19 protein-coding genes are annotated in these 22,856 nt (G+C 57.8%); 6 read left to right on the top strand and 13 right to left on the bottom strand.

What is annotated here, in order from left to right; genetic code table 11:
* Positions 1–19: 19 nt before the first annotated feature.
* From FHR98_RS04450 to FHR98_RS04390, 13 genes are all read right to left on the bottom strand, one after another.
* Positions 20–718, bottom strand: a complete 699-nt coding sequence (locus FHR98_RS04450; protein ID WP_183415432.1) for a CvpA family protein — start codon at positions 716–718, stop codon at positions 20–22.
* A gap of 97 nt (positions 719–815) precedes the next feature.
* Positions 816–2,231 (bottom strand): DNA repair protein RadA, encoded by a 1,416-nt coding sequence (radA, locus tag FHR98_RS04445; protein WP_183415431.1) that lies wholly within the window; start codon positions 2,229–2,231, stop codon positions 816–818.
* A gap of 25 nt (positions 2,232–2,256) precedes the next feature.
* Complete coding sequence (locus tag FHR98_RS04440; RefSeq protein ID WP_183415430.1) at positions 2,257–3,042, bottom strand: ABC transporter ATP-binding protein; 786 nt, start codon at positions 3,040–3,042, stop codon at positions 2,257–2,259.
* Complete coding sequence (locus FHR98_RS04435) at positions 3,039–3,812, bottom strand: MlaE family ABC transporter permease (protein ID WP_183415429.1); 774 nt, start codon at positions 3,810–3,812, stop codon at positions 3,039–3,041. The genes FHR98_RS04440 and FHR98_RS04435 overlap by 4 nt, the downstream gene beginning before the upstream one ends.
* Positions 3,813–3,838: 26 nt before the next feature.
* Positions 3,839–4,981: an alanine racemase gene (gene alr, locus FHR98_RS04430; protein ID WP_183415428.1), complete on the bottom strand. Its 1,143-nt coding sequence runs from the start codon at positions 4,979–4,981 to the stop codon at positions 3,839–3,841.
* 3 nt (positions 4,982–4,984) lie between these two features.
* Positions 4,985–6,505 (bottom strand): replicative DNA helicase, encoded by a 1,521-nt coding sequence (locus tag FHR98_RS04425; protein WP_183415427.1) that lies wholly within the window; start codon positions 6,503–6,505, stop codon positions 4,985–4,987.
* A 153-nt stretch (positions 6,506–6,658) separates the two neighbouring features.
* Positions 6,659–7,909, bottom strand: coding sequence for an SAM-dependent methyltransferase (locus FHR98_RS04420; RefSeq protein WP_183415426.1), 1,251 nt, complete (start codon positions 7,907–7,909; stop codon positions 6,659–6,661).
* A 277-nt stretch (positions 7,910–8,186) separates the two neighbouring features.
* Positions 8,187–9,038, bottom strand: a complete 852-nt coding sequence (locus tag FHR98_RS04415; RefSeq protein ID WP_183415425.1) for an ABC transporter permease — start codon at positions 9,036–9,038, stop codon at positions 8,187–8,189.
* Positions 9,039–9,051: 13 nt separating this feature from the next.
* Positions 9,052–10,320: an ABC transporter permease gene (locus FHR98_RS04410; RefSeq protein ID WP_183415424.1), complete on the bottom strand. Its 1,269-nt coding sequence runs from the start codon at positions 10,318–10,320 to the stop codon at positions 9,052–9,054.
* 106 nt (positions 10,321–10,426) lie between these two features.
* Positions 10,427–11,533, bottom strand: a complete 1,107-nt coding sequence (locus FHR98_RS04405; RefSeq protein WP_183415423.1) for an extracellular solute-binding protein — start codon at positions 11,531–11,533, stop codon at positions 10,427–10,429.
* A gap of 70 nt (positions 11,534–11,603) precedes the next feature.
* Positions 11,604–12,722, bottom strand: a complete 1,119-nt coding sequence (locus FHR98_RS04400; RefSeq protein WP_183415422.1) for an ABC transporter ATP-binding protein — start codon at positions 12,720–12,722, stop codon at positions 11,604–11,606.
* Positions 12,723–12,995: 273 nt separating this feature from the next.
* Positions 12,996–14,207, bottom strand: coding sequence for a 5-aminolevulinate synthase (hemA, locus tag FHR98_RS04395; protein WP_183415421.1), 1,212 nt, complete (start codon positions 14,205–14,207; stop codon positions 12,996–12,998).
* Positions 14,208–14,421: 214 nt separating this feature from the next.
* On the bottom strand, positions 14,422–15,807 hold the full coding sequence (locus FHR98_RS04390; RefSeq protein WP_183415420.1) for an aspartate aminotransferase family protein: 1,386 nt from the start codon (positions 15,805–15,807) through the stop codon (positions 14,422–14,424).
* Between the two features lie 318 nt (positions 15,808–16,125).
* Here FHR98_RS04390 and FHR98_RS04385 point away from each other — a divergent pair, with 318 nt between their 5' ends.
* The 6 genes from FHR98_RS04385 to FHR98_RS04360 all read left to right on the top strand — a co-directional run bounded on the left by FHR98_RS04385 (position 16,126) and on the right by FHR98_RS04360 (position 22,842).
* Positions 16,126–17,724, top strand: a complete 1,599-nt coding sequence (locus FHR98_RS04385; RefSeq protein ID WP_183415419.1) for an ABC transporter substrate-binding protein — start codon at positions 16,126–16,128, stop codon at positions 17,722–17,724.
* Between the two features lie 124 nt (positions 17,725–17,848).
* Positions 17,849–18,835, top strand: a complete 987-nt coding sequence (locus FHR98_RS04380) for an ABC transporter permease (RefSeq protein WP_183415418.1) — start codon at positions 17,849–17,851, stop codon at positions 18,833–18,835.
* A 3-nt stretch (positions 18,836–18,838) separates the two neighbouring features.
* Positions 18,839–19,810 carry an ABC transporter permease subunit gene (locus tag FHR98_RS04375; RefSeq protein ID WP_322091210.1) on the top strand — a complete coding sequence of 324 codons (972 nt, stop codon included), beginning with the start codon at positions 18,839–18,841 and terminating at the stop codon, positions 19,808–19,810.
* Between the two features lie 4 nt (positions 19,811–19,814).
* Positions 19,815–20,840: an ABC transporter ATP-binding protein gene (locus tag FHR98_RS04370; protein WP_246377445.1), complete on the top strand. Its 1,026-nt coding sequence runs from the start codon at positions 19,815–19,817 to the stop codon at positions 20,838–20,840.
* Entirely contained in the window at positions 20,837–21,901 is a 1,065-nt protein-coding gene (locus FHR98_RS04365) for an ABC transporter ATP-binding protein (protein WP_183415417.1), read from the top strand. Before FHR98_RS04370 ends, FHR98_RS04365 begins: the two co-directional genes overlap by 4 nt.
* Before the next feature lie 104 nt (positions 21,902–22,005).
* Positions 22,006–22,842 (top strand): universal stress protein, encoded by an 837-nt coding sequence (locus tag FHR98_RS04360; RefSeq protein ID WP_183415416.1) that lies wholly within the window; start codon positions 22,006–22,008, stop codon positions 22,840–22,842.
* Positions 22,843–22,856 lie beyond the last annotated feature (14 nt).

Here is a 22,856-nt window from a genome sequence, read left to right as displayed (position 1 = left end):
TCGCTCCATTGGGAAAGCTCTATTGTTGGTTCTCTATCAAACCATTCAACGAGTCGCGTTGGTCTTGTGAATAGCCCTGATCGCCACTCGAGGGTTGCTCCCCCTGAGGTTCGCTCCGCGGTGCCATGACCTCGTCCATCTGCCGGTCGACTTCCTTGCGCACCTGGTCGCGAAGCGTTTCTTGCGCCTTATCCTGAGCGCTGGTTATTGCATCTGCGCCGTCCTCTTTGGCGCTTTCCGGAACAAGGTCGACCAAAAGCTCGGCGCCAAGCTTAACAACGGGGACGACCTTGGCCTGGGTAATCCATTCAGGCCTTTCATCTGGTTGCACCATCCAGGCAAAGACCAACCATGTAAGGCAAACGAGGAAAGCGCCACGCAGCAATCCGAAAATGAACCCGAGCGAGCGGTCGAGGGCGCCTAACGCGGATTCCCTCACCCGGCGCGACAGGCCGTGGGATATCAAGGATATCACAATCAAGACGGCTATGAAGACTCCCACGCCTGCAATGACCTGCGCGATCAGCTCGCTCGCTATGAACTCCATCACATAGGGTGTCAGGTAGGGGTAGCCGTAAAGTGTGGCAAACCCTGCGCCGATCCAGGCAGAAACGGAAAGAACCTCGTGCACCAGACCGCGCATGAAAGCGATCAGGCCCGAGATTATCAGGACGCCTGCAACGGCTAGGTCGACAGTGTTGATCGGCAGTGAGTCCATCTTGACTCTTTTCGCACCCTCATCGTGGGGTCAGGCAGTCTGCGTGGGTCTTTTAGGCGTTTATGACCCGCTTTGTCACGCCCCGGTTTCACTCATGTTACAATTCGCTGTCACTATCAGCCAAATTTCTAGGCCCACCCGCAACGATCGCCACCAGGTCGCGCAGGTGCTCGCAAGGCTTTCTTTGCAGTCCGGGCGCGACGTTCCGGCCGCCGCGCCGCTGTCGCTGGTCCGGTAAAATGGCCGATGCGAAACCAAGTTTCTCGGCTTCCTTGAGGCGGGCCTCGCTCTGCCCCACCACGCGAATCTCGCCGGAAAGCCCAATCTCGCCGAAAACAACGCAATCCATCGGCACGGGTCTGTCGCTTAGAGCTGAAACCAAAGCCGCTGCAACGGCCAGATCCGCGGCCGGTTCATTAACCTTTAAACCACCCGCGACGTTCAGATAAACATCCTTGCCCGCGAAGGAAAGCCCACAACGCGTCTCCAGCACCGCCAGGACCATGGAGAGGCGGTTTCCGTCCCACCCCACCACGGCACGCCGAGGCGTTCCCAGCGGTGAGTTAGAAACCAATGCCTGAAGTTCAACCAGGAGCGGCCGCGTTCCCTCCATGCCGGCAAAAACCGCGGCACCGGAAACCGCGTGCTGTCTATCCGCGAGGAACAGGGCGCTGGGGTTGGCGACCTCTTCGAGGCCCCTATCCGTCATCTCGAAGACGCCGATCTCGTCGGTGGCGCCAAAGCGGTTCTTGGTGGCGCGCAGGATTCGGAACTGATGCCCGCGCTCGCCTTCGAATGTCAAAACCGCATCGACCATGTGCTCCAGTACCTTGGGTCCCGCGATCACGCCTTCCTTGGTGACGTGGCCAACCAGCAACAGGGTGAACCCGCGTTCTTTGGCCAAGCGGATCAAAGCCTGGGCGCTCGCCCTGACCTGGGAGACCGTGCCCGGGGCGGAGTCCAGGTTCTCGACGAACATCGTCTGGATGGAATCGATCACGACGATGACCGGTGCATCGGCGCTGTCGAGGCTGTCGGCGATATCGCCGACGGACGTCGCCGAGGCAAGATCAACAGGGCTGTCAGCCAGGCCAAGGCGGCTCGCCCGCAGGCGTATCTGATCAATGGCTTCTTCGCCGGATACGTAGGCCGCCGACGTTCCCGAGCGCGCCAGGGCCGCCACCACCTGCAATAACAGCGTCGATTTTCCGATGCCGGGGTCGCCGCCGATCAACACTGCCGAGCCAGGGACGAGACCGCCGCCACAGACACGGTCGAACTCGGCGATGCCGCTAGTGCGACGGGGAAGGGGCTCGCTGCTGCCTTGCAACGGTTGAAACTGGACGCGGCGGGCGCGGTTGCCGCTGCTACGTTTCAGACCACCGGGGACGGAATCGCGCGGCGCTTCCTCCACAACGCTGTTCCACTCCTCGCAGGCATCACAGCGTCCGGTCCACTTTGAGTAGCTGGCGCCACAGGACTGACAGACGTAGCGGGTCTGGAGCTTAGCCATTCTGGCGCTCTCCTCCTGTCTTCCGCTAAGGGGCACGCACCTGCATGCGGATCGGTCCTTCGGCACGGCCGTTGATGAACTGATCCACGTGATCGTTTCCGGAGTGATCTATTTCTTCTACCGGGCCGGTCCAGATAATGCGGCCTTCAAAGAGCATGGCGACACGGTGGCCGATTTTCCGGGCACTGGCCATGTCGTGGGTGATCGAGAGCGCCGTTGCGCCCAGCTTGGTGACCGTTTCGACGATCAGCTCGTTGATGACGTCTGCCATGATCGGGTCCAGGCCGGTTGTCGGCTCATCAAAAAAGATGATCGCCGGTTCCGTGGCGATCGCGCGCGCCAGGCCGACGCGTTTTTTCATGCCGCCGGACAGCTCCGCCGGCGATAGCTCACCAACCTCGGCACTGAGGCCGACCGCCGCGAGCTTGTCGTAGGCGATATCTTTGGCTTGCTTGCTGCCCATACCTTCGCCCTGGATGAGGCCAAAGGCGACGTTCTGCCAAACGTTGAGGGAATCAAAGAGCGCTGCGTTCTGGAACAGCATGCCAATCTTGCGATTGACCGTGTCACGCGCCTGGCCACTGAGCCCGGTCACTTCCGTTCCTTCAACCTCGATCACTCCCGCATCGGGTTCCACAAGGCCTAGGATGCACTTCAACATAACGGATTTGCCGCTGCCCGACCCGCCAATGATGACCAGCGACTCGCCGCGGGCAAGGTCCAGGTCCACACCACGCAGAACCTTCTTGGGGCCGAAGGATTTAGCAACCCCTTGCATGCGGATCATGGGAACAGTGCTGGTATCCGTCATCGTGAGAAAAAGAGCTCCGTTATGACGTAGTTGAAGGACAGGATCAGGATCGAAGCGGAGACCACGGCATTGGTCGTTGCGGTCCCTACACCCTGCGCACCGCCGCGCGAATGGTAGCCGTGATAGCAGCCCATCAAACTGACCAGGAACCCGAAGACCGCAGCCTTCACCAGACCGGAAATCACATCGGTTGGCTGAAGGAAATCCACGGTGTTCTTCAGGTAGTTGCTCGGATTGAAGCCGAGTTTGTAAACCGAAACCAAATAGCCGCCGAACACGCCGATGATGTCCGCCACCAAGACCAGCAAGGGCAACATCGCGATCCCGGCTATGATGCGTGGCGCAATCAGATACTTGAAGGGATTGGTGGCGAGCGTCGTCAACGCATCGATTTGCTCTGTCACGCGCATCGTGCCGATTTCCGCTGCAAGCGCTGCGCCGACACGGCCCGCGACCATCAGGCCCGCCAGAACCGGCCCCAATTCGCGCGTAATAGAAACGACCACGACGTTGGGAATGGCGCTCTCGGCGGAAAATCGCGCAAAGCCGGTGTAGCTTTGCAAAGCGAGCACCATGCCCGTGAAAATCGCGGTCAAACCTACGACCGGCAGCGAGTAGAATCCGATATCGAGCATCTGGCGCAGAATGAGGCGCGGATAAAACGGCGGGCGCAGGCAATGAGACACTGCCAGGCCTGCAAAGAGCACGAGCCGTCCGATCTTTTCCAGGAGGCGGAGGACTAGCTGACCGATAGGCTGCAAAATCGGCATGTGGGCGGCTCTTATCCCCTAAAAATTCAGGCGTCTTCGTAGACGCGGTGATAGCGACGACCCAGGTCCGTCAGTATCTCGTATCCTATCGTTCCGGCGGTATGGCCAACCTCATCGAGGGTAACGTTCTCGCCAATTAGTTCCACCCAGTCGCCGGGCTTGAGGCTGCCTTCTGCAAGCGCGCTGATGTCAAAGGTGGTCAAATCCATTGACACCCGCCCTACCAGTGGCAAGGCGACACCTTGCGCGAATGCTCTGCCCTTATTGGAAAGGCTACGAAGATATCCGTCCGCATAGCCCACTCCTACCGTGGCGATGCGCCCCGGACCCGTAACTCGGTAGGTCGCACCATAGCCAACGCTCTGAGGAGCGTCAATTCCGCGAACCTGAAGGATTTTTCCTTCAAGCGTAACCACTTGATGCATTGGGTTGGGTTTGCCGGGCGTTGGGTTGCAGCCATAAAGTGCGATCCCCGGGCGCGCCAGGTCGAAATGAAAGCGTTGGCCCAGAAAAATGCCGGACGAATTGGCCAAACTCGCCGCTGATTTAGGCAGGCGGGAAAGCGCCCTGGAGAACAGTGTGTGTTGCTCGTCATTCAGTGAGTTGTCGGGCTCATCGGCGCTACAAAGGTGGCTCATGATCACCCGAAGATCCAAGGCCGCGAGCAACTGCGGCTGTGACAGCAGACGCTCAAGCTCCTCCGAATCGAGTCCCAACCGGTTCATGCCGCTGTCGATATGCAGTGCACAGGGCAGGGGCGTCCCGTTTCGCTCCGTCGAGAGTCTGGCCCAGTTTTCCACCTGAGCGAGATCGTTCAGGACGGGAATGACACCCTCATCCAAATAGAGCGCCGCTGTGCCGGGTACCAGGCCGGCAAGAACATAGACATCGGCGCTCGCACCCATGGCATCGAGAAGGCGGCGAACTTTTCGCCCTTCTTCGGGAAGTGCGGCGAAGAACAGGCGTGCACCGGCTTGAACTAGAACCGGAACCACTTTCTCGATTCCCAAGCCATAGGCATCGGCCTTCACAACCGCCGCACAGGCCGCGGGCGCAACCTTGGCGGCTAGAAGCCGGTAGTTTTCCGCCAGCGCCGAAAGATTGATCGTCAGACGCCCGCAGGCAATGGAAGAGACGTCCACCTTGGAACCCGGCACGTGGTCGGCCATAGCTCAGTAACGCTCCGGCAAATGATCATCGGCTGTATAGTCGGAGAAGCGCGTTGCCGAGCCCTCGAAATGAAGCGTGACCTTGCCGGTTGGACCGTGGCGTTGCTTACCTATGATCACCTCGGCCAGGCCGTATGCTTTTTCGCAGCGCTCCTTCCAGAGGTCGTGCCGTTCGTTGAAGCGGTCCTCCGCCTCGTCAGCCTTGCGCACGGGCTCTGCTTTCTCGAGATAGTACTGCTCGCGGAAGACGAACATGACCACGTCCGCATCCTGCTCGATGGAGCCGGACTCACGCAGATCGGATAGCTGCGGGCGCTTGTCCTCGCGCTGTTCGACGGCGCGCGAAAGCTGGGATAAAGCCAGGACCGGGACATTGAGTTCCTTGGCGATGGCTTTCAGGCCACGCGAAATATCCGAGATTTCCTGAACCCGGTTCTCGCTGCGCGCACCTTGCGTGGGGCGCATCAGTTGCAGGTAGTCAACGACAATCAGGCCGAGATCGTTGCGCCGCTTGAGGCGTCGGGCACGTGTGCGCAGTTGACTGACTGAAATAGCGGGTGTGTCATCGATGTAAACCGGTAGGCGCTCAAGGTCAGCCTGCACCTTCACCAGCTTGTTGAAGTCCTGTTCGGAAAGGTCGCCGCGGCGAATCTTTTCAGAGGAGATATCGCTCTGCTCGGCCATGATGCGGGTGGCTAACTGCTCCGCCGACATCTCTAAAGAGAAGAAACCGACGACAGCCCCGTCGATGACCTTTTTGTTTCCTTGGGAATCGGTCTCGTACTTCAGGCGTTTCGCCGCGTTGAAGGCGATATTGGTGGCCAACGCCGTCTTGCCCATCGCGGGCCGTCCGGCCAGGATCAGCAAGTCCGAACTGTGCAGGCCGCCCAAGAGTTGATCGAGGTCGCGCAGGCCTGTCGCCACGCCGGCAAGCTGACCGTCTCTTTTAAATGCAAGCTCTGCTTGGATGACGGCTTCTTCCACGGCCTTGGAAAAATGCCTGAGATCGGCTTCGCTCTGGCCTTCCTCGGCGAGCCGGTAGAGTTTTTCCTCTGCCAGTTCAATCTGGGTGACGGCCGGCATCTCCAGATCATAGTTGAAGGCTTCGTTGACGACATCCTCACCCAACCCAATGAGCTGGCGCCGCAAATGCAGATCATAAATCGTTTGCGCATAGTCCGATGCGTTAATGATCGAAACCACCGAGCCCGCGAGTTTGGCCAGATACTGCGCGCCGCCGACCTCGCTCAGTTCTTCGGCCTGCTCGAAGTAATTCTTCAGGGTGACCGGCGTTGCCAGTTGGCCGCGTTCGATCAACCGCTTGCAGGCCGCGAATATACGATTGTGTCCTGGGTCCGCGAAATGCTCGGGCGCCAGATAGTCGGATATTCGTTCCATGACGTCATTGTTGGACAGCAAAGCCCCCAGCAAGGCTTGCTCGGCCTCGAAGTTGACCGGGATCTCGCGAGTTACTTGCGAATCCTGGTCATGTAGGGGACGGATGATGGCGCTACCTGATTCCATTCTTGGACCCTAACGGCGCCAGAAGTTCTCACATAGGATTTAAAGCGGTAATACCGGGGATAACTTTCCCAGCACCCACATTCATCTATAAGAATGTCATGTCGACTCGAGTCGTGGTTATTTTTGAATTCAGACTCGTCGGAGGGTGGAAACCTACTCCGCTGCGGCTTGGTCTTTGCTTTGAGATTTGTGCTCGCCGTCGGCGGCACGTTCCCACTCAAACATGTAATCGCGGGTGAGGGGGACGGTGTCGATCTGTTTGGCGAGTTGTATTTGGTAAACCACCAGGTGCTGATGTCTAAAGCCCATTTCACAGCCGACGAGGTACATTTCCCACATGCGGCAGAAGCGCTCGTCATAAAGCGCTTTGATCTTCTCGCGGTTAGCCTGGAAGGCCTCGAACCAGAGCTTGAGCGTTTCGGCATAATGCAGGCGAAGAACCTCGATATCGGTTATCAAAAGTCCTGACTCTTCGATGATCGGCGTCAATTCCGATAGTGTCGGGACGTCGGCGCCTGGAAAGATGTACTTACGGATAAAGGGGTTGATGGGGCCGGGCTCGTTTAGACGCCCGATGGTATGCAGCAGAAACACGCCATCATCCGCCAGCAGGTCATGGGTCTTGCGGAAAAATTCACGATAATTGGCCTTGCCGACGTGCTCGAACATGCCTACCGACACAATACGGTCATATCGGTCTTGTTCCTCGCGATAGTCCTGGAGATCGAAACGGATCTTCGATTCAAGGCCTTCTCTTCGGATTCTCTCGTTGGAGAGCTTGTGTTGCTCAATCGATAGCGTGACGCCCTTGACCGTACAGTCGGCTGCCTTTGCCAGGCTGATCCCAAGCCCGCCCCAGCCCGAGCCGATATCCATGATCTTCAGCCCCGGCCTGTCGAGCAGAAGCTTTGCGGCTATGTGCCGTTTTTTCTGCGTCTGCGCGGTTTCGATGTCATCGCGCGGGTCCAAGAAGTAAGCGCAGGAATACTGGCGGTCACTGTCAAGGAACAGGTCATAGAGCTCGCTTGAAAGATCGTAATGGTGGGCCACGTTCTTGCGCGCTCTAGTCTTGGGATTGAACTGCTTCAAACGGCGACCTCTGCGAAGCAGCGCGTCGGCCAGTTTGGTTAGGGGATGGGTCTCCAAATAGTGATAGTTCCGCGCCGCTAGATCGAGAAAGGTGCGCACATCGCCATCCTCAATCATCCAGTCGCCGTCCATGTAACCTTCGGTGATCCCAAGGACCGGGCTCTTAAGCAGTCTTGCCATGCGCTGCGGCCGAACGAGTCTAAGCGTGCAACAAGGTGGAGTGCCGTCGCCGATTACCTCGACCTGTCCGTTGTGGTCTATGAGGCGAAGAGCTCCTTCGCGGATAGTATAGTGGAGCAGTTTTTTAAACAGCATGGCTCGCTCTCCCTTGCCCCCAGTTGTCCTGAGTTGCATGTGGTAAGCAGGTGACCCACTGATATCCAAAGCTTTTGGATTGTGCCTCTCCGGATTTGACGATTCAACCCCTCCTGGTCAACCCCTCCTGGTCAACCCCTCCTGGTCAACCCCCCCTGGTCAACCCCCGCCAGCCATGTTCGTCAGGATGGAACTTCTTTCTCCCAGATACGAAGAACGCGCCTCCCAGGAAAAGGAGGCGCGTTGCAACGCAGAGACGATTTGTCTGCTTGAATGGTCAGCCGGGTGACATGCCCCGCAGGCGCTCCGACCGTCGACGTAGGAGTTCCAGCGTCGTCAAAAGCATGATCGACAAGAGAACCAGTAACGTGGCGACGGCAAGGATCGTCGGGCTGATCTGTTCGCGAATTCCGGAGAACATCGCCCAGGGGATCGTACGCTGTTCGACCGAACCGACGAACAGGACCACCACGACCTCGTCGAATGACGTGATGAATGCGAAGAGCCCACCAGAAATGACGCCAGGCAGAATCAGCGGAACGATCACCTTGAAAAAGGTCCTGGCCGGGGTCGCGCCGAGATTGTTCGCGGCGCGTATCAGCGATCGGTCAAAGCCGACAAGCGTGGCGGTAACGGTGATTACCACAAAAGGCGTTCCCAATGCTGCGTGGGCGAGGATGACGCCAATATGAGTGGAGGCTAGGCCGATGCGTGAATAGAAGAAGTACATGCCCGCAGCGGAGATGATCAGCGGCACGATCATTGGCGATATCAGCAGCGCCATGAAGGCCGACTTGTAGGGCATCGTCGACTGGCTGAGTCCCAACGCTGCCAGCGTTCCCAGGGACGTTGAAATTAGCGTCGCGAAAATACCAATTATGACGCTGTTTCTAATTGCAAGCTGCCAGTTGATGTCGGTCCAGAAATCCTCGTACCAGCGCAGACTGTACCCCGCCGGATCGAAGGACAGCATCTCCGGCGTGAAGGTAAAGTAAGGCGCCGCATTGAAGCTTAGCGGCACGATGATGAAGATCGGGCCGATCAAGAACACGAAGATTGCCGCGCAAATGGTGCGATAGGTGTAGTACCAGATGCGCTCTCCGGTGCCGGCGTGGGCTGGAAGTGCCATGTGTCGCTTCTCCTTAACCGAGCTTCATGTTGTCGATGCCGACGATCCGGTCGTAAATCACGTACAGCAGCATCACCAACCCTAACAGGATGACCCCCAAGGCGGCCGCAAGGCCCCAATTCAGCGTCACGCTGATGTGGTCGGCGATGAAATTGGAAATCAGGGTTCCAGATTGGCCGCCAACCAGGGCAGGGGTGATGTAATAACCAATAGCCAGAATGAAGCAGAGGATGCTTCCCGCGCCGACGCCGGCCACGGTGTTGGGCATGTAGACCCGCACAAAGGCCGTAAAGGGATTAGCGCCCATGGAGCGGGCAGCACGCATGTAGGACGGCGGTATGGTCTTCATCACCGAATAAAGCGGCAGGATCATGAAGGGCAAAAGAATATGAGTCATTGCCACGATCGTGCCTGTCTGGTTGTAGATCATGCGGATGCGGCCATCGTCGCTGAGCACGCCAACCGCGACCAAAAGGTCGTTGAGCACGCCCTGGGTTTGCAGCAGCGCGATCCAAGCGGTCGTGCGGACCAGCAATGAGGTCCAGAACGGCAATAAGACCAAGATCATCAAGAGGTTGCTGGTACGTAAGGGCAGGGTGGCCATCAGATAGGCGACCGGATAGCCAAGCAGGATACATAGCCCAGTGATGATGGCGCTCATAACCAGCGTGCGCCAGAACAGCTTCAGGTAAATCTGTTGATAGTCGGGCTGCATGGCGATGTCGCCCTGCTCATCGTACCGCATGTCAACGGCGGACAGAAAATAGGAGGCCGTCAAGGAATCGCTTTCGCGCTTAATAAGGTTCCAAATCGCGGGATCGCCCCAATCCTCGTCGACTTCGATCAGCTGTTCTTTGTAGGGTGCCCCTTCGATTTTCGACGCGCGTCGCCCTGATTTGCGGAACAGGCTTGCCGAGCCGGTCAAGTCATAGTTTAGGCGGCGGGCAAGCGAACCCAGGGTTTTTTCCTCGAAGCCGATCTGAATGTCCTTGACCATGGCCTCGTAGACGGCTTCGCTCGGCAGTTCCGAGGCTTTGGGATCCCAGTCTTCAATCGCTTTCACGACACTCGGAAGATTCTGCGGGACAATGGTATTGTCGACCGAACGGAACAGCATGTCGAAAATGGGTAAGACGAAGCTGATTGTCAGGAACGCCAGCAATGGAAGAACCAAAAAGAAGGCGCGACGTCGGCTGCGACGCAGGGCCCGCTGAAGGCTTACCTTGAGCGGTATGCCATCGGATGTGGTCATTACAGCCGCTGAGCTTCCTGTATCAGCCATCGCTTGTTCCCCGTTCTTCGGTCAAGGCGCTTGAAAATTGACTAACTGAATATGCGGGAGGCGCGGTGCGGCCAAGAAAATGACCGCACCGCATATCCCTATGCCCTTACTGGGCGAGCCAAGCGTTGAAGCGCTCGTCCATGTCGGCGCGGTTATCCGCCCACCAGACATAGTCGAACTGCAACACGTTCTTGGCGTTTGCCGGGTCGGTCGGCATGTGCGGCTTCATGTCGATGCCGAGATCAGCATGTTTGCCCACCAACGGCGCCGAAGATTTGCGGGCCGGTCCATAGGAGATGAACTTGGCCTGGTCAGCCAGACGCTGCGTGTCAGTGGCGTAGTACAGGTAATCCGTCACCGCGTTGAGGTTCTTGGCACCAGCCGGAATAACCCAGCCGTCGAGGTCGAACGCCTGCCAATCCCACATCATGGCGATGGGCTGACTCTCAACCGCAATCGCATTGAAGAGACGGCCGTTGTAAGCTGAAGCGATCACGACCTCACCGTCGGCCAAAAGCTGCGGCGGTACGGCGCCTTTGCTCCACCAGATGACCTGGTCCTTGATGGTGTCGAGCTTGGCGAAGGCGCGTTCCACACCCTCGGGCGTGTCGAGCACTTCATAGACCTTGTCGCCTGGAACGCCGTCGGCGATCAGAGCCCATTCGAGATTATTGATGGGCTTCTTTTCCAGGGCGCGCTTGCCCGGGAACTTCTCCAGGTCGAACACATCGGCGATCGTCGTCGGGGCGTTGCTGCCCACCTTGTCGGTACGATAACCGAAGGTAGTGGAGTAGACGATCTGCGGAATGAAGCAGTTGGTGCCGCCGACCGTCAAGGTGCCGTCAAAGAAGTCCTGGGATGCCGGCGTACCATCCGGAGCCGGAGCCAGAACCTTATCGGCATCAATCTCCATGGCCAGGCCTTCGTCGCACGCTGTGATGGCGTCGGAGGCAACCATGTCCACCAGATCCCAGGTAACATTGCCCGCTTCAACCTGAGCACGAAGCTTGGCAAGGCCTTCGGCGGCGGAATCATCATTGATGATGGTAACGCCCGGGTTTGCTGCCATATAGGGCTCGTGATAGGCCTTCTGTTGGCTGGCGGTGTAAGCACCGCCCCATGAAACGATGGTCAGGTCGACGGCGTTAGCCGCGCCGGTGGTCAGAAGGGCTGCACCAGCCGCTAATGACACACTATGAAAAAGTCTTCTCATACTTGAATCTCCTAGTTCTCATTTGTTAGTTGCGCAGAAACCCTGCCTCGCACGGGCAGCGGTTTCATTCTCACGCTGGATCACCGCCTCCAGCGGGGGCGTCGAGTGCGCGGCAGTCTTCAGCCGCCCAGCCCAGTTTCACGGTATCGCCGACATGCAATATGGGATGACCGTGAGCGTTCGGAATCTTGACAATAAATTGGTCGTTGCCCGCGACCGTCATGCGGGTCCTGACGTGATCGCCGAGGTAAATCAGCTCCTCGACCTTGCCTTGCATCACGTTGTCGGCTGAATCACTTTCAGAAAGAATCTTCACACGTTCAGGCCGCAAGGAAAGCGTGGTGCGGCTACCGGTTCCATCGATGTTGACCGCCAAGGCCTTGATATCGCCGCCCGCGTTGTCCAGTTCGACACGGCACATCTTGGAGTCTTCATCCTTCACAGTGCCGTAGAGTCGATTGTTCTCGCCGATGAAGTAGGCGACGAACGCATTGACCGGCTCTTCGTAGAGGACATCGGGCGCCGCAAGTTGCTGGATGACACCGTCATCAAACACCGCAACGCGATTTGACATGGTTAAGGCCTCGGACTGGTCGTGTGTTACATAGACCACACTCACGCCGAGTTGGTCGTGGATGTGTTTGATCTCGTACTGCATTTCTTCACGCAGATTCTTATCGAGTGCGCCGAGCGGTTCATCCATCAACACCAGATCAGGCTCGAAAACCAGCGCGCGGGCAACAGCAACACGTTGTTGCTGGCCACCGGACAACTGCGCCGGACGCCGACCGCCGAATTGGTCCAGACGGACCATTTCCAAGGCACGGGTTACCTTCTGCTCGATCGTCGCCTTGTCTAACTTGCGAACTTCGAGAGGGAAGGCGAGGTTCTCCGCAACTGTCATATGCGGAAAGAGTGCATAATTCTGGAAAACCATCCCGATACCGCGTTTGTGTGGCGGTACATTGTTGATGGGCTGCTCGTTCAGATAGATCTCGCCGTGCGTGGCGGGTTCGAAACCGGCCAGCATCATAAGACAGGTGGTCTTACCCGAGCCGGAAGGCCCAAGCATTGTGAGGAATTCACCTCGTTCGATGTCAAGATTGAGGTCCTTCACCACGAGGATTTCTCCGTCGTAGCTCTTTTGAACCCCGTCGAATTTCACGATGATGTCTTTGTTTTCCCCCATGTCTCCCCTGCCGTATCCAACAGACCTCCAATCACAGGGCGCGGTATGCGCACGTGACCGAGATCAGGGTTTTTTGGAAAATCCCACCCACTTCGGCAAAGCAAACTCAATTGCCCTGCCTCAAGGTGCCTGTTACGCCCTATCCCTGTTCAACGTTTTTTATCTTTTTAACAAGGGAAGCATAGAGGTTCATTGACCGGCGGGTCAAGGAAAGCAAAGAAAAGTTATGTTAACCGTCTGAAATATATAAATAATTAAGCGAGAATCTTTGGCTTAAGCAACCAACTCTAAGCCAACGCGGTGCCATGATTCCTGCAATGCTTCCACCAGAGCGGCCATGGCGGCGTCATCATGAAGCGGTGAAGGCGTGAGCCTCAAACGCTCGGTTCCGCGAGGAACAGTCGGGTAGTTGATGGGCTGCACATAAAGCCTGTAGTCCTGAAGCAGAATGTCCGACAACGCCTTGCAAAGCTTGGCTTCTCCGACCAGCACCGGAACGATGTGGCTTTCCGAAGGCAGCACAGGCAAACCTGCGTCGTTTAACAGTGTCTTCAAGGTCGCCGCACGCTCTTGATGACGGGCACGGATCTCGGGGTGTGTCCTGAGAAATCGCACACTGGCCGTCGCACCCGCTGCTATCGCCGGCGGCAGGGCCGTGGTGAAAATAAAGCCGGAACCGTAGGAGCGCACAAAATCAACAAGTGCCGACGAGCCGGCGATGTACCCGCCAATGCATCCAACAGCTTTGCCCAGCGTGCCCTGGATCAAATCCACCTTTGAAATCACGCCTTGCTCTTCCGCGACACCGCTCCCGGCAATTCCGTAGAGTCCGACGGCGTGCACCTCGTCGAGATAGGTCAAGGCACCATAGGCGTGTGCGATATCGCACAGCGGTCCGATAGGGGCTTTATCGCCATCCATCGAATAAACGGACTCGAAGGCGACGATCTTAGCTGAATCGGCAGGGGCCGCTGCTAGCGTGCGTTTCAGATCTTCCGGATCGTTGTGCTTGAAAATACGCTTCTCCGCCCGCGAATGACGAATGCCTTCGATCATCGAGGCATGATTGAGCGAATCGGAAAAGACAATACAATTGGGTAGGCGCGCGGCAAGTGTGGACAGGGCGGTCCAATTGGCGACGTATCCCGAAGTAAAGAGTAGAGCCGCTTCTTTCTCATGCCAGGATGAAAGCTCTTGCTCCAGAACCACGTGATAGTGATTGGTGCCGGAGATGTTACGGGTCCCACCGGCCCCCGCGCCGCAACGTTCTAGCGCTTGATGCATGGCAGCAAGTACCTCTGGGTGCTGACCCATGCCGAGATAGTCATTCGAACACCAAACGACTACGTCACGTTCTCCAGACGCATCGTGTTGAACCGCTGTCGGGAATTGACCTGCACGCCGCTCCAGATCGGCGAAGGTTCGATATCGCCCTTCAGTCTTCAAAGAATTAATATGTTGTCTGAAAAAACCGTTATAATCCATTGATTTTCTTCTTCAAACACAGAAATCACAACTAGGACACCATCGGGTGAACTAATTATGACGAGCAACGACAGTGGCATTCTAGGGGAAAGCGGCTAAGTCTCGTCAAGTGCGGCGGACTGTCTCGCATAGAAGTGATCGACCTGCGCCGGCGACGTCACGTGCCGTGGGCGCAGGTCGATCATCATAAATTCAGGAATCCGGCGTCACGACCTCAAACAGCGAGGCCTTCTGCCTTGATCCATGCTTCCGTTTCGTCAAGCGCTTTGCCAAAGCGATCAAAGAGTTCCTTGATCTGCTTATCCGTGATGATGAGCGGTGGGCAAAAGGCAAGGGAGTCGACGATATTACGCAGGATAACGCCGTTGGCTATCGCGCGCTTATCCAATTGGACACCGACCGGTCCGGCCGGATCGAAGCTAGCCTTCGTGGTTTTGTCGGCCACCAGTTCGACTGCGCCGACCAAGCCGACGCCGCGCACTTCACCGACGTGGGGGTGATCCGCAAACTTTCGAAGCCCTTCCTGGAACAGCGGTGCAACGGCCTTCACATGGGAAAGAATGTCCCGCTCTTCGTATATCTTCAGCGTTTCGACAGCGACCGCGGCAGCCACCGGATGACCGCTATAGGTGTATCCATGTCCGAATGTGCCGATCTTCGCGCTGTTGTCCGCCAACGCATCATAGACCTTGTCGCTGATGATCACGGCGGAAATAGGCAGGTAGGCAGACGAGAGTTGCTTGGCCACAACCATGATATCGGGTTGGATTTCGAAAGTTTGGCTGCCGAACATCTCGCCGGTTCGGCCAAAGCCGCAAATGACTTCGTCGGCAATGACGAGAATGTCGTACTTGCGGCAAACCGCCTGTATTTTTTTCCAGTAGGTTCTAGGTGGCACGATGACGCCGCCAGCGCCCATGACTGGCTCGCCAATGAAGGCCGCGACCGTTTCCGGACCCTCTTCAAGGATCTTGGCTTCCAACGCGTCGGCCATGCGCGTCGCGAAAGCGTCCTCGGTCTCGCCTTCCTGGCCGAATCGATAGTAGTGCGGGCATTCGGTGTGCAGGATGTTGGCAATTGGCAGGTCGAAGTCGCGGTGATTGTTCGGCAATCCGGTCATGCTGGCCGAAGCGACCGTAACCCCGTGATAGCCCTTGATCCGGCTGATGATCTTCTTCTTTTCCGGGCGACCGAGGGCGTTATTGAAATACCAGACGAACTTCACCACCGTGTCGTTTGCCTCGGAGCCCGAGTTTGCGAAAAACACATGATTCAGGTCTCCGGGCGTCATATCCGCTAGGCGCTCGGCAAGATCAATGCCGGGATTGTGGCTCTTATGCGCGAACGCATGATAGTAGGGCAGCTTGCGCATCTGCTCGGCGGCGGCCTGAACCAGTCGCTCTTCGCCAAACCCGAGCGAGGTACACCAGAGGCCGGCCATGCCTTCGATGTACTCCTTGCCCTGATCGTCCTGAACATAAATACCCTTACCGCTGTTTATGATCAGCGGACCATCGGCTTCGTGCCTGCGCCAATTGGTGTAGGGGTGAAGATGATGGGCGATATCGCGCGCCGCTGGAGAGTTAGGCCTGACGTTCATGGGGTGATTCCTCCGCACCGCCTGAGGTTTGAAAGCGCACAGAAAACTGGCGCATTGCTGCAAATCCGTCGCCCACATCTGGGCTATCGTCTCTATACTCTTGCTGCCAGATTGGGGAAAGCCCTCTTGAGCGCGTGGCGCCAGTTGCCGACCCCCGACGGGGAAGCAACTGCGCAAGGGGCTTCTAACGACAATGAAAGCGTTGACAGCAGCATTATCGAGCTTAGGCTCGGCAACTCGGTTGGATCTGTTGAGCATTGTTGATCCAGCCGTTGGAATAAATAGAAATGGCTTTGTAATGAACAGGGAGCCTCGACAATGCGAATCAAACAAGTAGCAATGGCCGCTGCGATAGCCTTAACGATAGGGGTGGCTGGCGCCGGTACGCCGACCAAGGCGGAAACGCTCAAATGGGCGTTCCAGGGGGACGCGCAATCGCTCGATCCCTATTCTTTGAATGAGACCTTCACCTTGGGCTTCCTTGGTAATGTGTACGAGGGATTGATTCAACGTGGCCCGAATCTCGAAATTTCACCGGGCTTGGCTGAAAGCTGGGAATTGCTTTCACCGACGCACTGGCGGTTTCACTTGCGCAAGGGTGTAAAGTTCCACAACGGCAACGACTTCAACGCGGATGACGTGGTCTTCAGCGCCGAACGTGTTCGCAAGGATGGGTCTGACATGAAGACCCGCCTGACGCCGGACACCAAAGTCGTCAAAGTGGATGACTACACGGTTGATTTCGTGACGGAGCAGCCGAACCCCATCATCTATTACGAATGGTCGACCTGGTACATCATGGACAAGGAGTGGTCCGAGGCGAACAACGCGACGGAGCCCACCTCGGTGACCGAAGGCAAGGAAAATTATGCCGCCTTCAACACGAACGGCACCGGTGCGTTCAAAATCACGAGCCGCGAAACCGATGTGAAGACCATTTTCGTGCCGAACGAGGATTGGTGGGACGAGCGTCGGCATAATCTGACTGAGGTTATCTTCACGCCGATCTCCTCCGATGCGACACGCGTTGCGGCGCTTTTGTCGGGCGAAGTCGACATGATGTATCCGGTTCCGGTTCAGGATATGGACCGTATCAACAGCAATGCCGGAACTTCGGTGCTGGCAGGCCCCGAGCTGCGCACAATCTTCCTGGGTATGGACCAGTTTCGCGACGAACTGCTCTACTCGAACGTGAAGGGCAAAAACCCCTTTAAGGATGTGCGTGTGCGTGAGGCGTTCTTCCGCGCCATCGATATTGAGGCCATCAAGCAGAAGGTGATGCGCAACCTTGCCACACCGTCCGCGATCATGGTCTCGCCGTTCCTTTTCTCACGGTCGGATGAATTCGAGCGCCCGGCCCATGATCCGGCACGCGCCAAGGCACTGCTGGCAGAGGCAGGATATCCGGATGGCTTCGAGGTCACGATGGACTGCCCGAACAACCGCTACGTCAACGACGAGCGTATCTGTCAGGCGGTCGTTTCGATGCTCGCCAAGGTCGGTGTGAAGGTGGATTTGCTGGCGCAACCGAAGGCGCAGTATTTCGCCAAGACGCTGGGTCCGAAGTACGATACCTCGTTCTATCTCTTGGGATGGACGCCGGGCAGCTTCGACAGCTGGAACGTGCTCTACAACCTGATCATCTGCCGCGACGAGACCGGCAGTGACGGTCGGGGTAAGTTCAACAACGGCGGTTACTGCAACGCGCGGGTCGATGAGCTAACGGACATGATCCTGAGCGAGACCGATCCGACCAAACGCGATGCCATGATCCATGAGGCCTACAAGATCGTGCAGGACGAGTGGGGCATGATCCCGCTGCATCAGCAGGGTCTGGCTTGGGGTAAGGCGGACAACATCGATCTTGCCCAGCGTGCGGACAATCAGTTCATGCTCTATTACGTGACGAAGAACTGATCGCGGCTTGGAAAGGCCGTATCTGCAAGAGTACGGGCTGCGCGCAGCAGAAAGCTGCGCGTAGTCCGGTACTCTCCCTCTCCAGCGTTTCGTCCGTTCCCACTATCCAGGCCATGTGAGCTAGATGTTCGCTTTTATCGTCCGAAGGTTGCTTCAGTCCCTCATCGTCATGATGGCGGTAGCCCTGCTGTCCTTCACAATGTTCCGCTATGTCGGCGATCCGGTGAACCAGATGGTCGGCATCGAAACGACATTGGCCGAACGCGCCGCCTTGCGCGAGCGCCTAGGGCTCGATGACCCTGCCTATCTTCAGTTTGGCCGCTTCCTCTTCAATGCCGCGCAGTTCGAGTTCGGTATCAGCTATCAGCATAAAAAGGATGTTTCCAAGCTGATCCTCGAACGCGCGCCGGCCACGCTGGAGTTGTCCTTCATTTCCGCGCTTTTTGCGCTGCTGGTCGGGATTCCGATGGGGGTCTACACCGGCTTGCACCGGGAATCGCCGATCTCGAAATTCCTGCTGACGATCTCGTTGATTGGCATTTCCTTGCCAACCTTCCTGATAGGCATCCTGCTGATCTTCATCTTCTCGGTTAACCTTCATCTGTTGCCGTCCTTCGGGCGGGGGGAGGTGATCCGACTGGGCTTCTGGACGACCGGACTTTTGACCCCCAGCGGACTGGCGGCCATCATCATGCCGGGAATCACCCTGGGTCTTTTCCAGATGACCCTGATCATGCGCCTCGTTCGCGCGGAGATGCTGGAGGTGATGCGCACCGACTACATCAAGTTCGCACGCGCCAGAGGTCTTACGGACCGGGCGATCAACTACGGTCATGCCTTGAAAAACACGTTGGTGCCGGTCATCACCATTACAGGACTGCAGGTGGGCTCCATCATTGCTTTTGCCATCATCACGGAAACGGTTTTCCAGTGGCCCGGCATGGGACTGATGTTCCTGCAGGCGGTGCAGAACGTCGATATTCCCATCATGGCGGCCTACCTGATGCTGATCGCGTTCCTTTTCGTCACGATCAACCTGATTGTTGACATGCTCTACTACGTGGTCGATCCGCGGTTGCGGGTTGATCGTGCGACGACGGGGGGGCACTAGGTCATGACGGCTGATCGCACCACAGACTACGCACTTGTCAGGCGTGGGTTGATGGCCCGTTTCGCCGATAGCGCCAGGCGGGCCGCCAAAAGCGATATCGCGCACTCATTCTTTCGTTCCAAGGTAACGGTCCTGGCGGCGCTGGTCACCGCAGTCATAATGCTTTCCGCGTTGTTTGCGCCTTGGATCGCGCCGCATAATCCCTTCGACCCAGCCACCCTTGATCTTTTGAACTCGGAGCTTCCCGGTTTCTGGTCGACCGAGGGAGATCCGCAGTTCCTGCTCGGCACCGATGACCAGGGCCGCGATGTTCTCTCGACGATCCTTTATGGGTCACGCATATCGCTGAGCGTCGGTTTTGCCAGCGTGATCTTCGCGGCGGTCCTGGGAATTTCCCTGGGGCTATTGAGCGGATACCTGGGCGGCACGGTTGATGCGGTCATCATGCGCATTGCGGAAGTGCAATTGACCTTCCCTGCGATCCTGATTGCCCTGTTGATCGATGGTGTGTTTCGCGGCCTTCTGGGCGGCGCCAAGCACGACGAGTTGGCGTTTTACGTCCTTGTGCTGTCCATCGGGCTTTCGTTTTGGGTTCAGTACGCCCGTACGGTGCGCGGATCGACCCTGGTGGAGAAGAACAAGGAGTATGTTCAGGCGGCCCGCGTCATCGGCATTCCACCGCTTTTGATCATGATCCGCCATGTCCTGCCGAATGTGATGGGGCCGGTTCTTGTGATCGCGACGATCAATCTCGCGCTGGCGGTGATCTTGGAGGCGACCCTATCGTTCCTGGGTGTAGGCGTGCCGACAACCCAGCCGTCGTTGGGTACCCTGATCCGGATCGGTAACGATTTCCTTTTCTCCGGGCTCTGGTGGATCACCATCTTCCCGGGCGCGATGCTCGCGATTCTCGTGCTTGCGGTGAACTTACTCGGGGATTGGCTGCGCGATGCGCTCAATCCCAAGCTGAGGTGACGTGATGAGCGATACGTCAGCAGTGATGGAAGCCGCCCGCGAAGACCGCGTTGGAAGCGACGCCTTATTGGAGGTGCGCAATCTACGGATCGAATTTCCGACCCGCAACGGCACGCTTGTCGCCGTTGACGATGTCTCTTTCGACATCAAGCCGGGAGAGGTTCTGGGCGTCGTCGGCGAGTCTGGAGCCGGTAAGTCGCTTACCGGCTCTGCAATCATCGGTTTGTTGGAGCCGCCCGGGCGTATTGCCGACGGACAGGTACTGTTCCAGGGCAAGCGCATCGATAACCTGCCCTACGAGAAGTTGCGCCGCCTGCGCGGCGCGGAAATCGGGATGGTTTTTCAGGATCCGCTCACCAGCCTCAATCCGCTCTACAGAGTCGGAGAGCAGTTGATTGAGACAATCCGCACCCATACGGACATGAGCGAGCGGGCGGCCCGCAAGCGTGCCATTGAACTTTTGGCTGAGGTCGGCATCCCGTCGCCGGAGCGGCGCGTCGATCAATATCCTCATCAGTTTTCCGGCGGCATGCGCCAACGGGTGGTGATAGCGTTGGCGCTTTGCGTCAATCCCAAGCTGGTTATTGCCGACGAGCCGACGACAGCGTTGGACGTGTCAATTCAGGCGCAGATCATCTCACTTCTCAAGCGTCTCTGCCGCGACCATGGGGCCGCCGTGATGCTGGTGACACACGACATGGGAGTTATCGCCGAAACCGCTGACCGGGTGGCCGTGATGTATGCCGGAAGAATTGCGGAGATCGGCCCTGTGCAGGAAGTCATCAAGCGCCCCAGCCATCCCTATACGGTCGGTTTGATGGGGTCTATTCCCCTCGTCGGCCAAGACCGTGAAGAGTTGATGCAGATCGAAGGTTCCATGCCGCGCCTGAACAAAATTCCTCGCGGCTGCGCATTTAACCCGCGTTGCCCACAGGCTTTTGACCGCTGCCGGCAGGACCGTCCCAGTCTGATGCCCGCAGGTAAGACACTGGCGTCTTGCTGGTTGATCGAAGAGGAGGGCGGCGCATGAGCGATACCTTGGCGCCGAAACCGGATACGAGTGCCACCGCCGGCCCGACCTTGCGGATCAAGGGGTTGCGCAAGACCTTCGATGTCTCGCCGCCGTTCCTTAACCGGGTCCTGCAGGGCCAGCCGAAAGTTCACCTGACTGCGGTCGACGACCTATCGCTGGAAATTCCCAAGGGAAAGACGTTCTCATTGGTTGGCGAGTCGGGTTGCGGTAAGTCGACCGTAGCGCGTTTGGTGGTTGGATTGTATCGACCCTCGGCGGGTTCGGTGGAGATCGAAGGCCTGGATCTGGCAACCCTCAATTCGCGCAAGGCAATGGCGCCGGTACGCCGCCGCCTGCAGATGATTTTCCAGGACCCTTTCGCCAGCCTCAATCCACGTTGGCGGGTCGGCAACATCATCGCCGAACCTATTCGCTTCCACAGGCTCGTCAGCGGCGAAAAGGCTATCTTGGAGCGCGTCGCCGACCTTCTGACGCTGGTCGGCCTGTCGCCGGAAGATAGCATCAAGTTCCCGCATGAATTCTCGGGCGGTCAGCGCCAACGCATCTCGATCGCCCGCGCATTGGCCAGCGAACCGGAGTTCCTGATCTGCGATGAGCCAACCTCGGCCCTGGATGTATCGGTACAGGCGCAGATTTTGAATCTGATGAAGAAACTGCAGCGAGAGTTCAATCTCACGTATCTCTTCATCAGCCACGATCTGGCGGTGGTCTATCATATCTCCGACGATATCGGGGTGATGTATCTCGGCCGCCTTGTCGAATGGGGCCCCGCCCGCGAAGTCTTTGCCCAGCCGCGCCATCCCTATACGCGGATGTTGCTCGATGCGATCCCGGACCTGGAGATGTCCGGGCGGGCCAGGACCCCGATCGCAGGCGAAGTGCCGTCACCGATCACACCTCCGGGCGGTTGCCATTTCCATCCCCGTTGCCCCTTTGCCAACGATCGCTGCCGCAGTGAGGCCCCCAAACCCTTGCGTGTCGGTACGGGGGAGGTGCGTTGCCACGGCGTCGAGGAGGGACGTTTGCCCGCGTCGCTGCGACCCGAGGGCGGCCGCTAGAAGCAATCGGCGTCGTCGATTGATTCAGGTCAATGAGGCTTTATTCAAAGACTGCTCTGCTTATCTGTAAGAGGTGGTTCACCTCTTCATAAGGAGAGAGAGTCATGGCCTTTAGAAATCTTTTGGTACAGGTCGATGGCGGCAAGGCCGCCAAGAATCGCGTGCAAGCGGCCGTCGATCTGGCGAATAGCTCGGGCGCGCACCTAACGGGACTGGTCGCGCTGGGCGAGCCGGCTATGCCAACCTATCTGCGCAGCCAAATACCGAAATCCGCACTGCAGGCGCAAGCCGCCTATCTAACCGAGGTCGAAGGACGGGCGGTCGAGCTGTTTAAAGCTGCGGCCGACGCGGGCGGTGTTAGCTACGAAATTCGGCGTCTGCGCAAGGCCGAAGCAGAGTTGGCGTCGGGAATTTCGTTGCACGCTCGCTACAGTGATCTTGTCATACTGGGGCAGCAAGACGATGACGACGCGGCGTCGCTCGACAACAGTGTCGCAGAGGAGGTGCTTGTCACCTGCGGAAGGCCCGTGCTGATGATTCCCTACATTGGCGCGCCCGCGGGTTTCGGGAAGCGTGTAATGATCGCCTGGAACGGCGGGCGCGAGGCCACTCGCGCCGTCAACGACGCCCTGCCAATGCTGAAGATGGCCGAGCAGGTCGTCGTTGTGGCGGTCAACCCTGGCCGCGGTGTGCATGGTGATGAACCGGGCGCGGATATCGGGCTCCACCTTGCTCGCCATGGCGTGAAGGTCGAGGTCCAGCATTTGGAGGCCGCGGAGCTTGGGGTTTCTTCCGCCATCCTCTCGCGCTTGAGCGATCGCGGCAGCGATCTGCTTGTCATGGGCGGCTATGGCCATTCGCGGTTGCGCGAACTGGTGCTGGGCGGCGTCACTCGCGAAGTTCTTAAGCACATGACGGTGCCGGTGCTGATGTCGCACTGAGCGTTGCATCAAGG

The organism is Limibacillus halophilus, from assembly GCF_014191775.1.
Lineage (GTDB): Bacteria > Pseudomonadota > Alphaproteobacteria > Kiloniellales > CECT-8803 > Limibacillus > Limibacillus halophilus.
Note: the sequence above shows the minus strand (reverse complement) of the source record. Positions and strands in the feature narration are given on the sequence as shown.

Excerpts from the sequence above, each read along its gene's own strand:
- FHR98_RS04390 (WP_183415420.1), bottom strand. The coding sequence starts at position 15,807 with ATGAACGTCAGGCCTAACTCTCCAGCGGCGCGCGATATCGCCCATCAT.
- FHR98_RS04385 (WP_183415419.1), top strand. The coding sequence starts at position 16,126 with ATGCGAATCAAACAAGTAGCAATGGCCGCTGCGATAGCCTTAACGATA.
- FHR98_RS04370 (WP_246377445.1), top strand. The coding sequence starts at position 19,815 with ATGAGCGATACGTCAGCAGTGATGGAAGCCGCCCGCGAAGACCGCGTT.
- FHR98_RS04435 (WP_183415429.1), bottom strand. The coding sequence starts at position 3,812 with ATGCCGATTTTGCAGCCTATCGGTCAGCTAGTCCTCCGCCTCCTGGAA.
- FHR98_RS04440 (WP_183415430.1), bottom strand. The coding sequence starts at position 3,042 with ATGACGGATACCAGCACTGTTCCCATGATCCGCATGCAAGGGGTTGCT.
- hemA (WP_183415421.1), bottom strand. The coding sequence starts at position 14,207 with ATGGATTATAACGGTTTTTTCAGACAACATATTAATTCTTTGAAGACT.
- FHR98_RS04425 (WP_183415427.1), bottom strand. The coding sequence starts at position 6,505 with ATGGAATCAGGTAGCGCCATCATCCGTCCCCTACATGACCAGGATTCG.
- FHR98_RS04405 (WP_183415423.1), bottom strand. The coding sequence starts at position 11,533 with ATGAGAAGACTTTTTCATAGTGTGTCATTAGCGGCTGGTGCAGCCCTT.
- radA (WP_183415431.1), bottom strand. The coding sequence starts at position 2,231 with ATGGCTAAGCTCCAGACCCGCTACGTCTGTCAGTCCTGTGGCGCCAGC.
- FHR98_RS04415 (WP_183415425.1), bottom strand. The coding sequence starts at position 9,038 with ATGGCACTTCCAGCCCACGCCGGCACCGGAGAGCGCATCTGGTACTAC.
- FHR98_RS04420 (WP_183415426.1), bottom strand. The coding sequence starts at position 7,909 with ATGCTGTTTAAAAAACTGCTCCACTATACTATCCGCGAAGGAGCTCTT.
- FHR98_RS04380 (WP_183415418.1), top strand. The coding sequence starts at position 17,849 with ATGTTCGCTTTTATCGTCCGAAGGTTGCTTCAGTCCCTCATCGTCATG.
- FHR98_RS04400 (WP_183415422.1), bottom strand. The coding sequence starts at position 12,722 with ATGGGGGAAAACAAAGACATCATCGTGAAATTCGACGGGGTTCAAAAG.
- FHR98_RS04360 (WP_183415416.1), top strand. The coding sequence starts at position 22,006 with ATGGCCTTTAGAAATCTTTTGGTACAGGTCGATGGCGGCAAGGCCGCC.
- FHR98_RS04450 (WP_183415432.1), bottom strand. The coding sequence starts at position 718 with ATGGACTCACTGCCGATCAACACTGTCGACCTAGCCGTTGCAGGCGTC.
- FHR98_RS04375 (WP_322091210.1), top strand. The coding sequence starts at position 18,839 with ATGACGGCTGATCGCACCACAGACTACGCACTTGTCAGGCGTGGGTTG.
- alr (WP_183415428.1), bottom strand. The coding sequence starts at position 4,981 with ATGGCCGACCACGTGCCGGGTTCCAAGGTGGACGTCTCTTCCATTGCC.
- FHR98_RS04365 (WP_183415417.1), top strand. The coding sequence starts at position 20,837 with ATGAGCGATACCTTGGCGCCGAAACCGGATACGAGTGCCACCGCCGGC.
- FHR98_RS04410 (WP_183415424.1), bottom strand. The coding sequence starts at position 10,320 with ATGGCTGATACAGGAAGCTCAGCGGCTGTAATGACCACATCCGATGGC.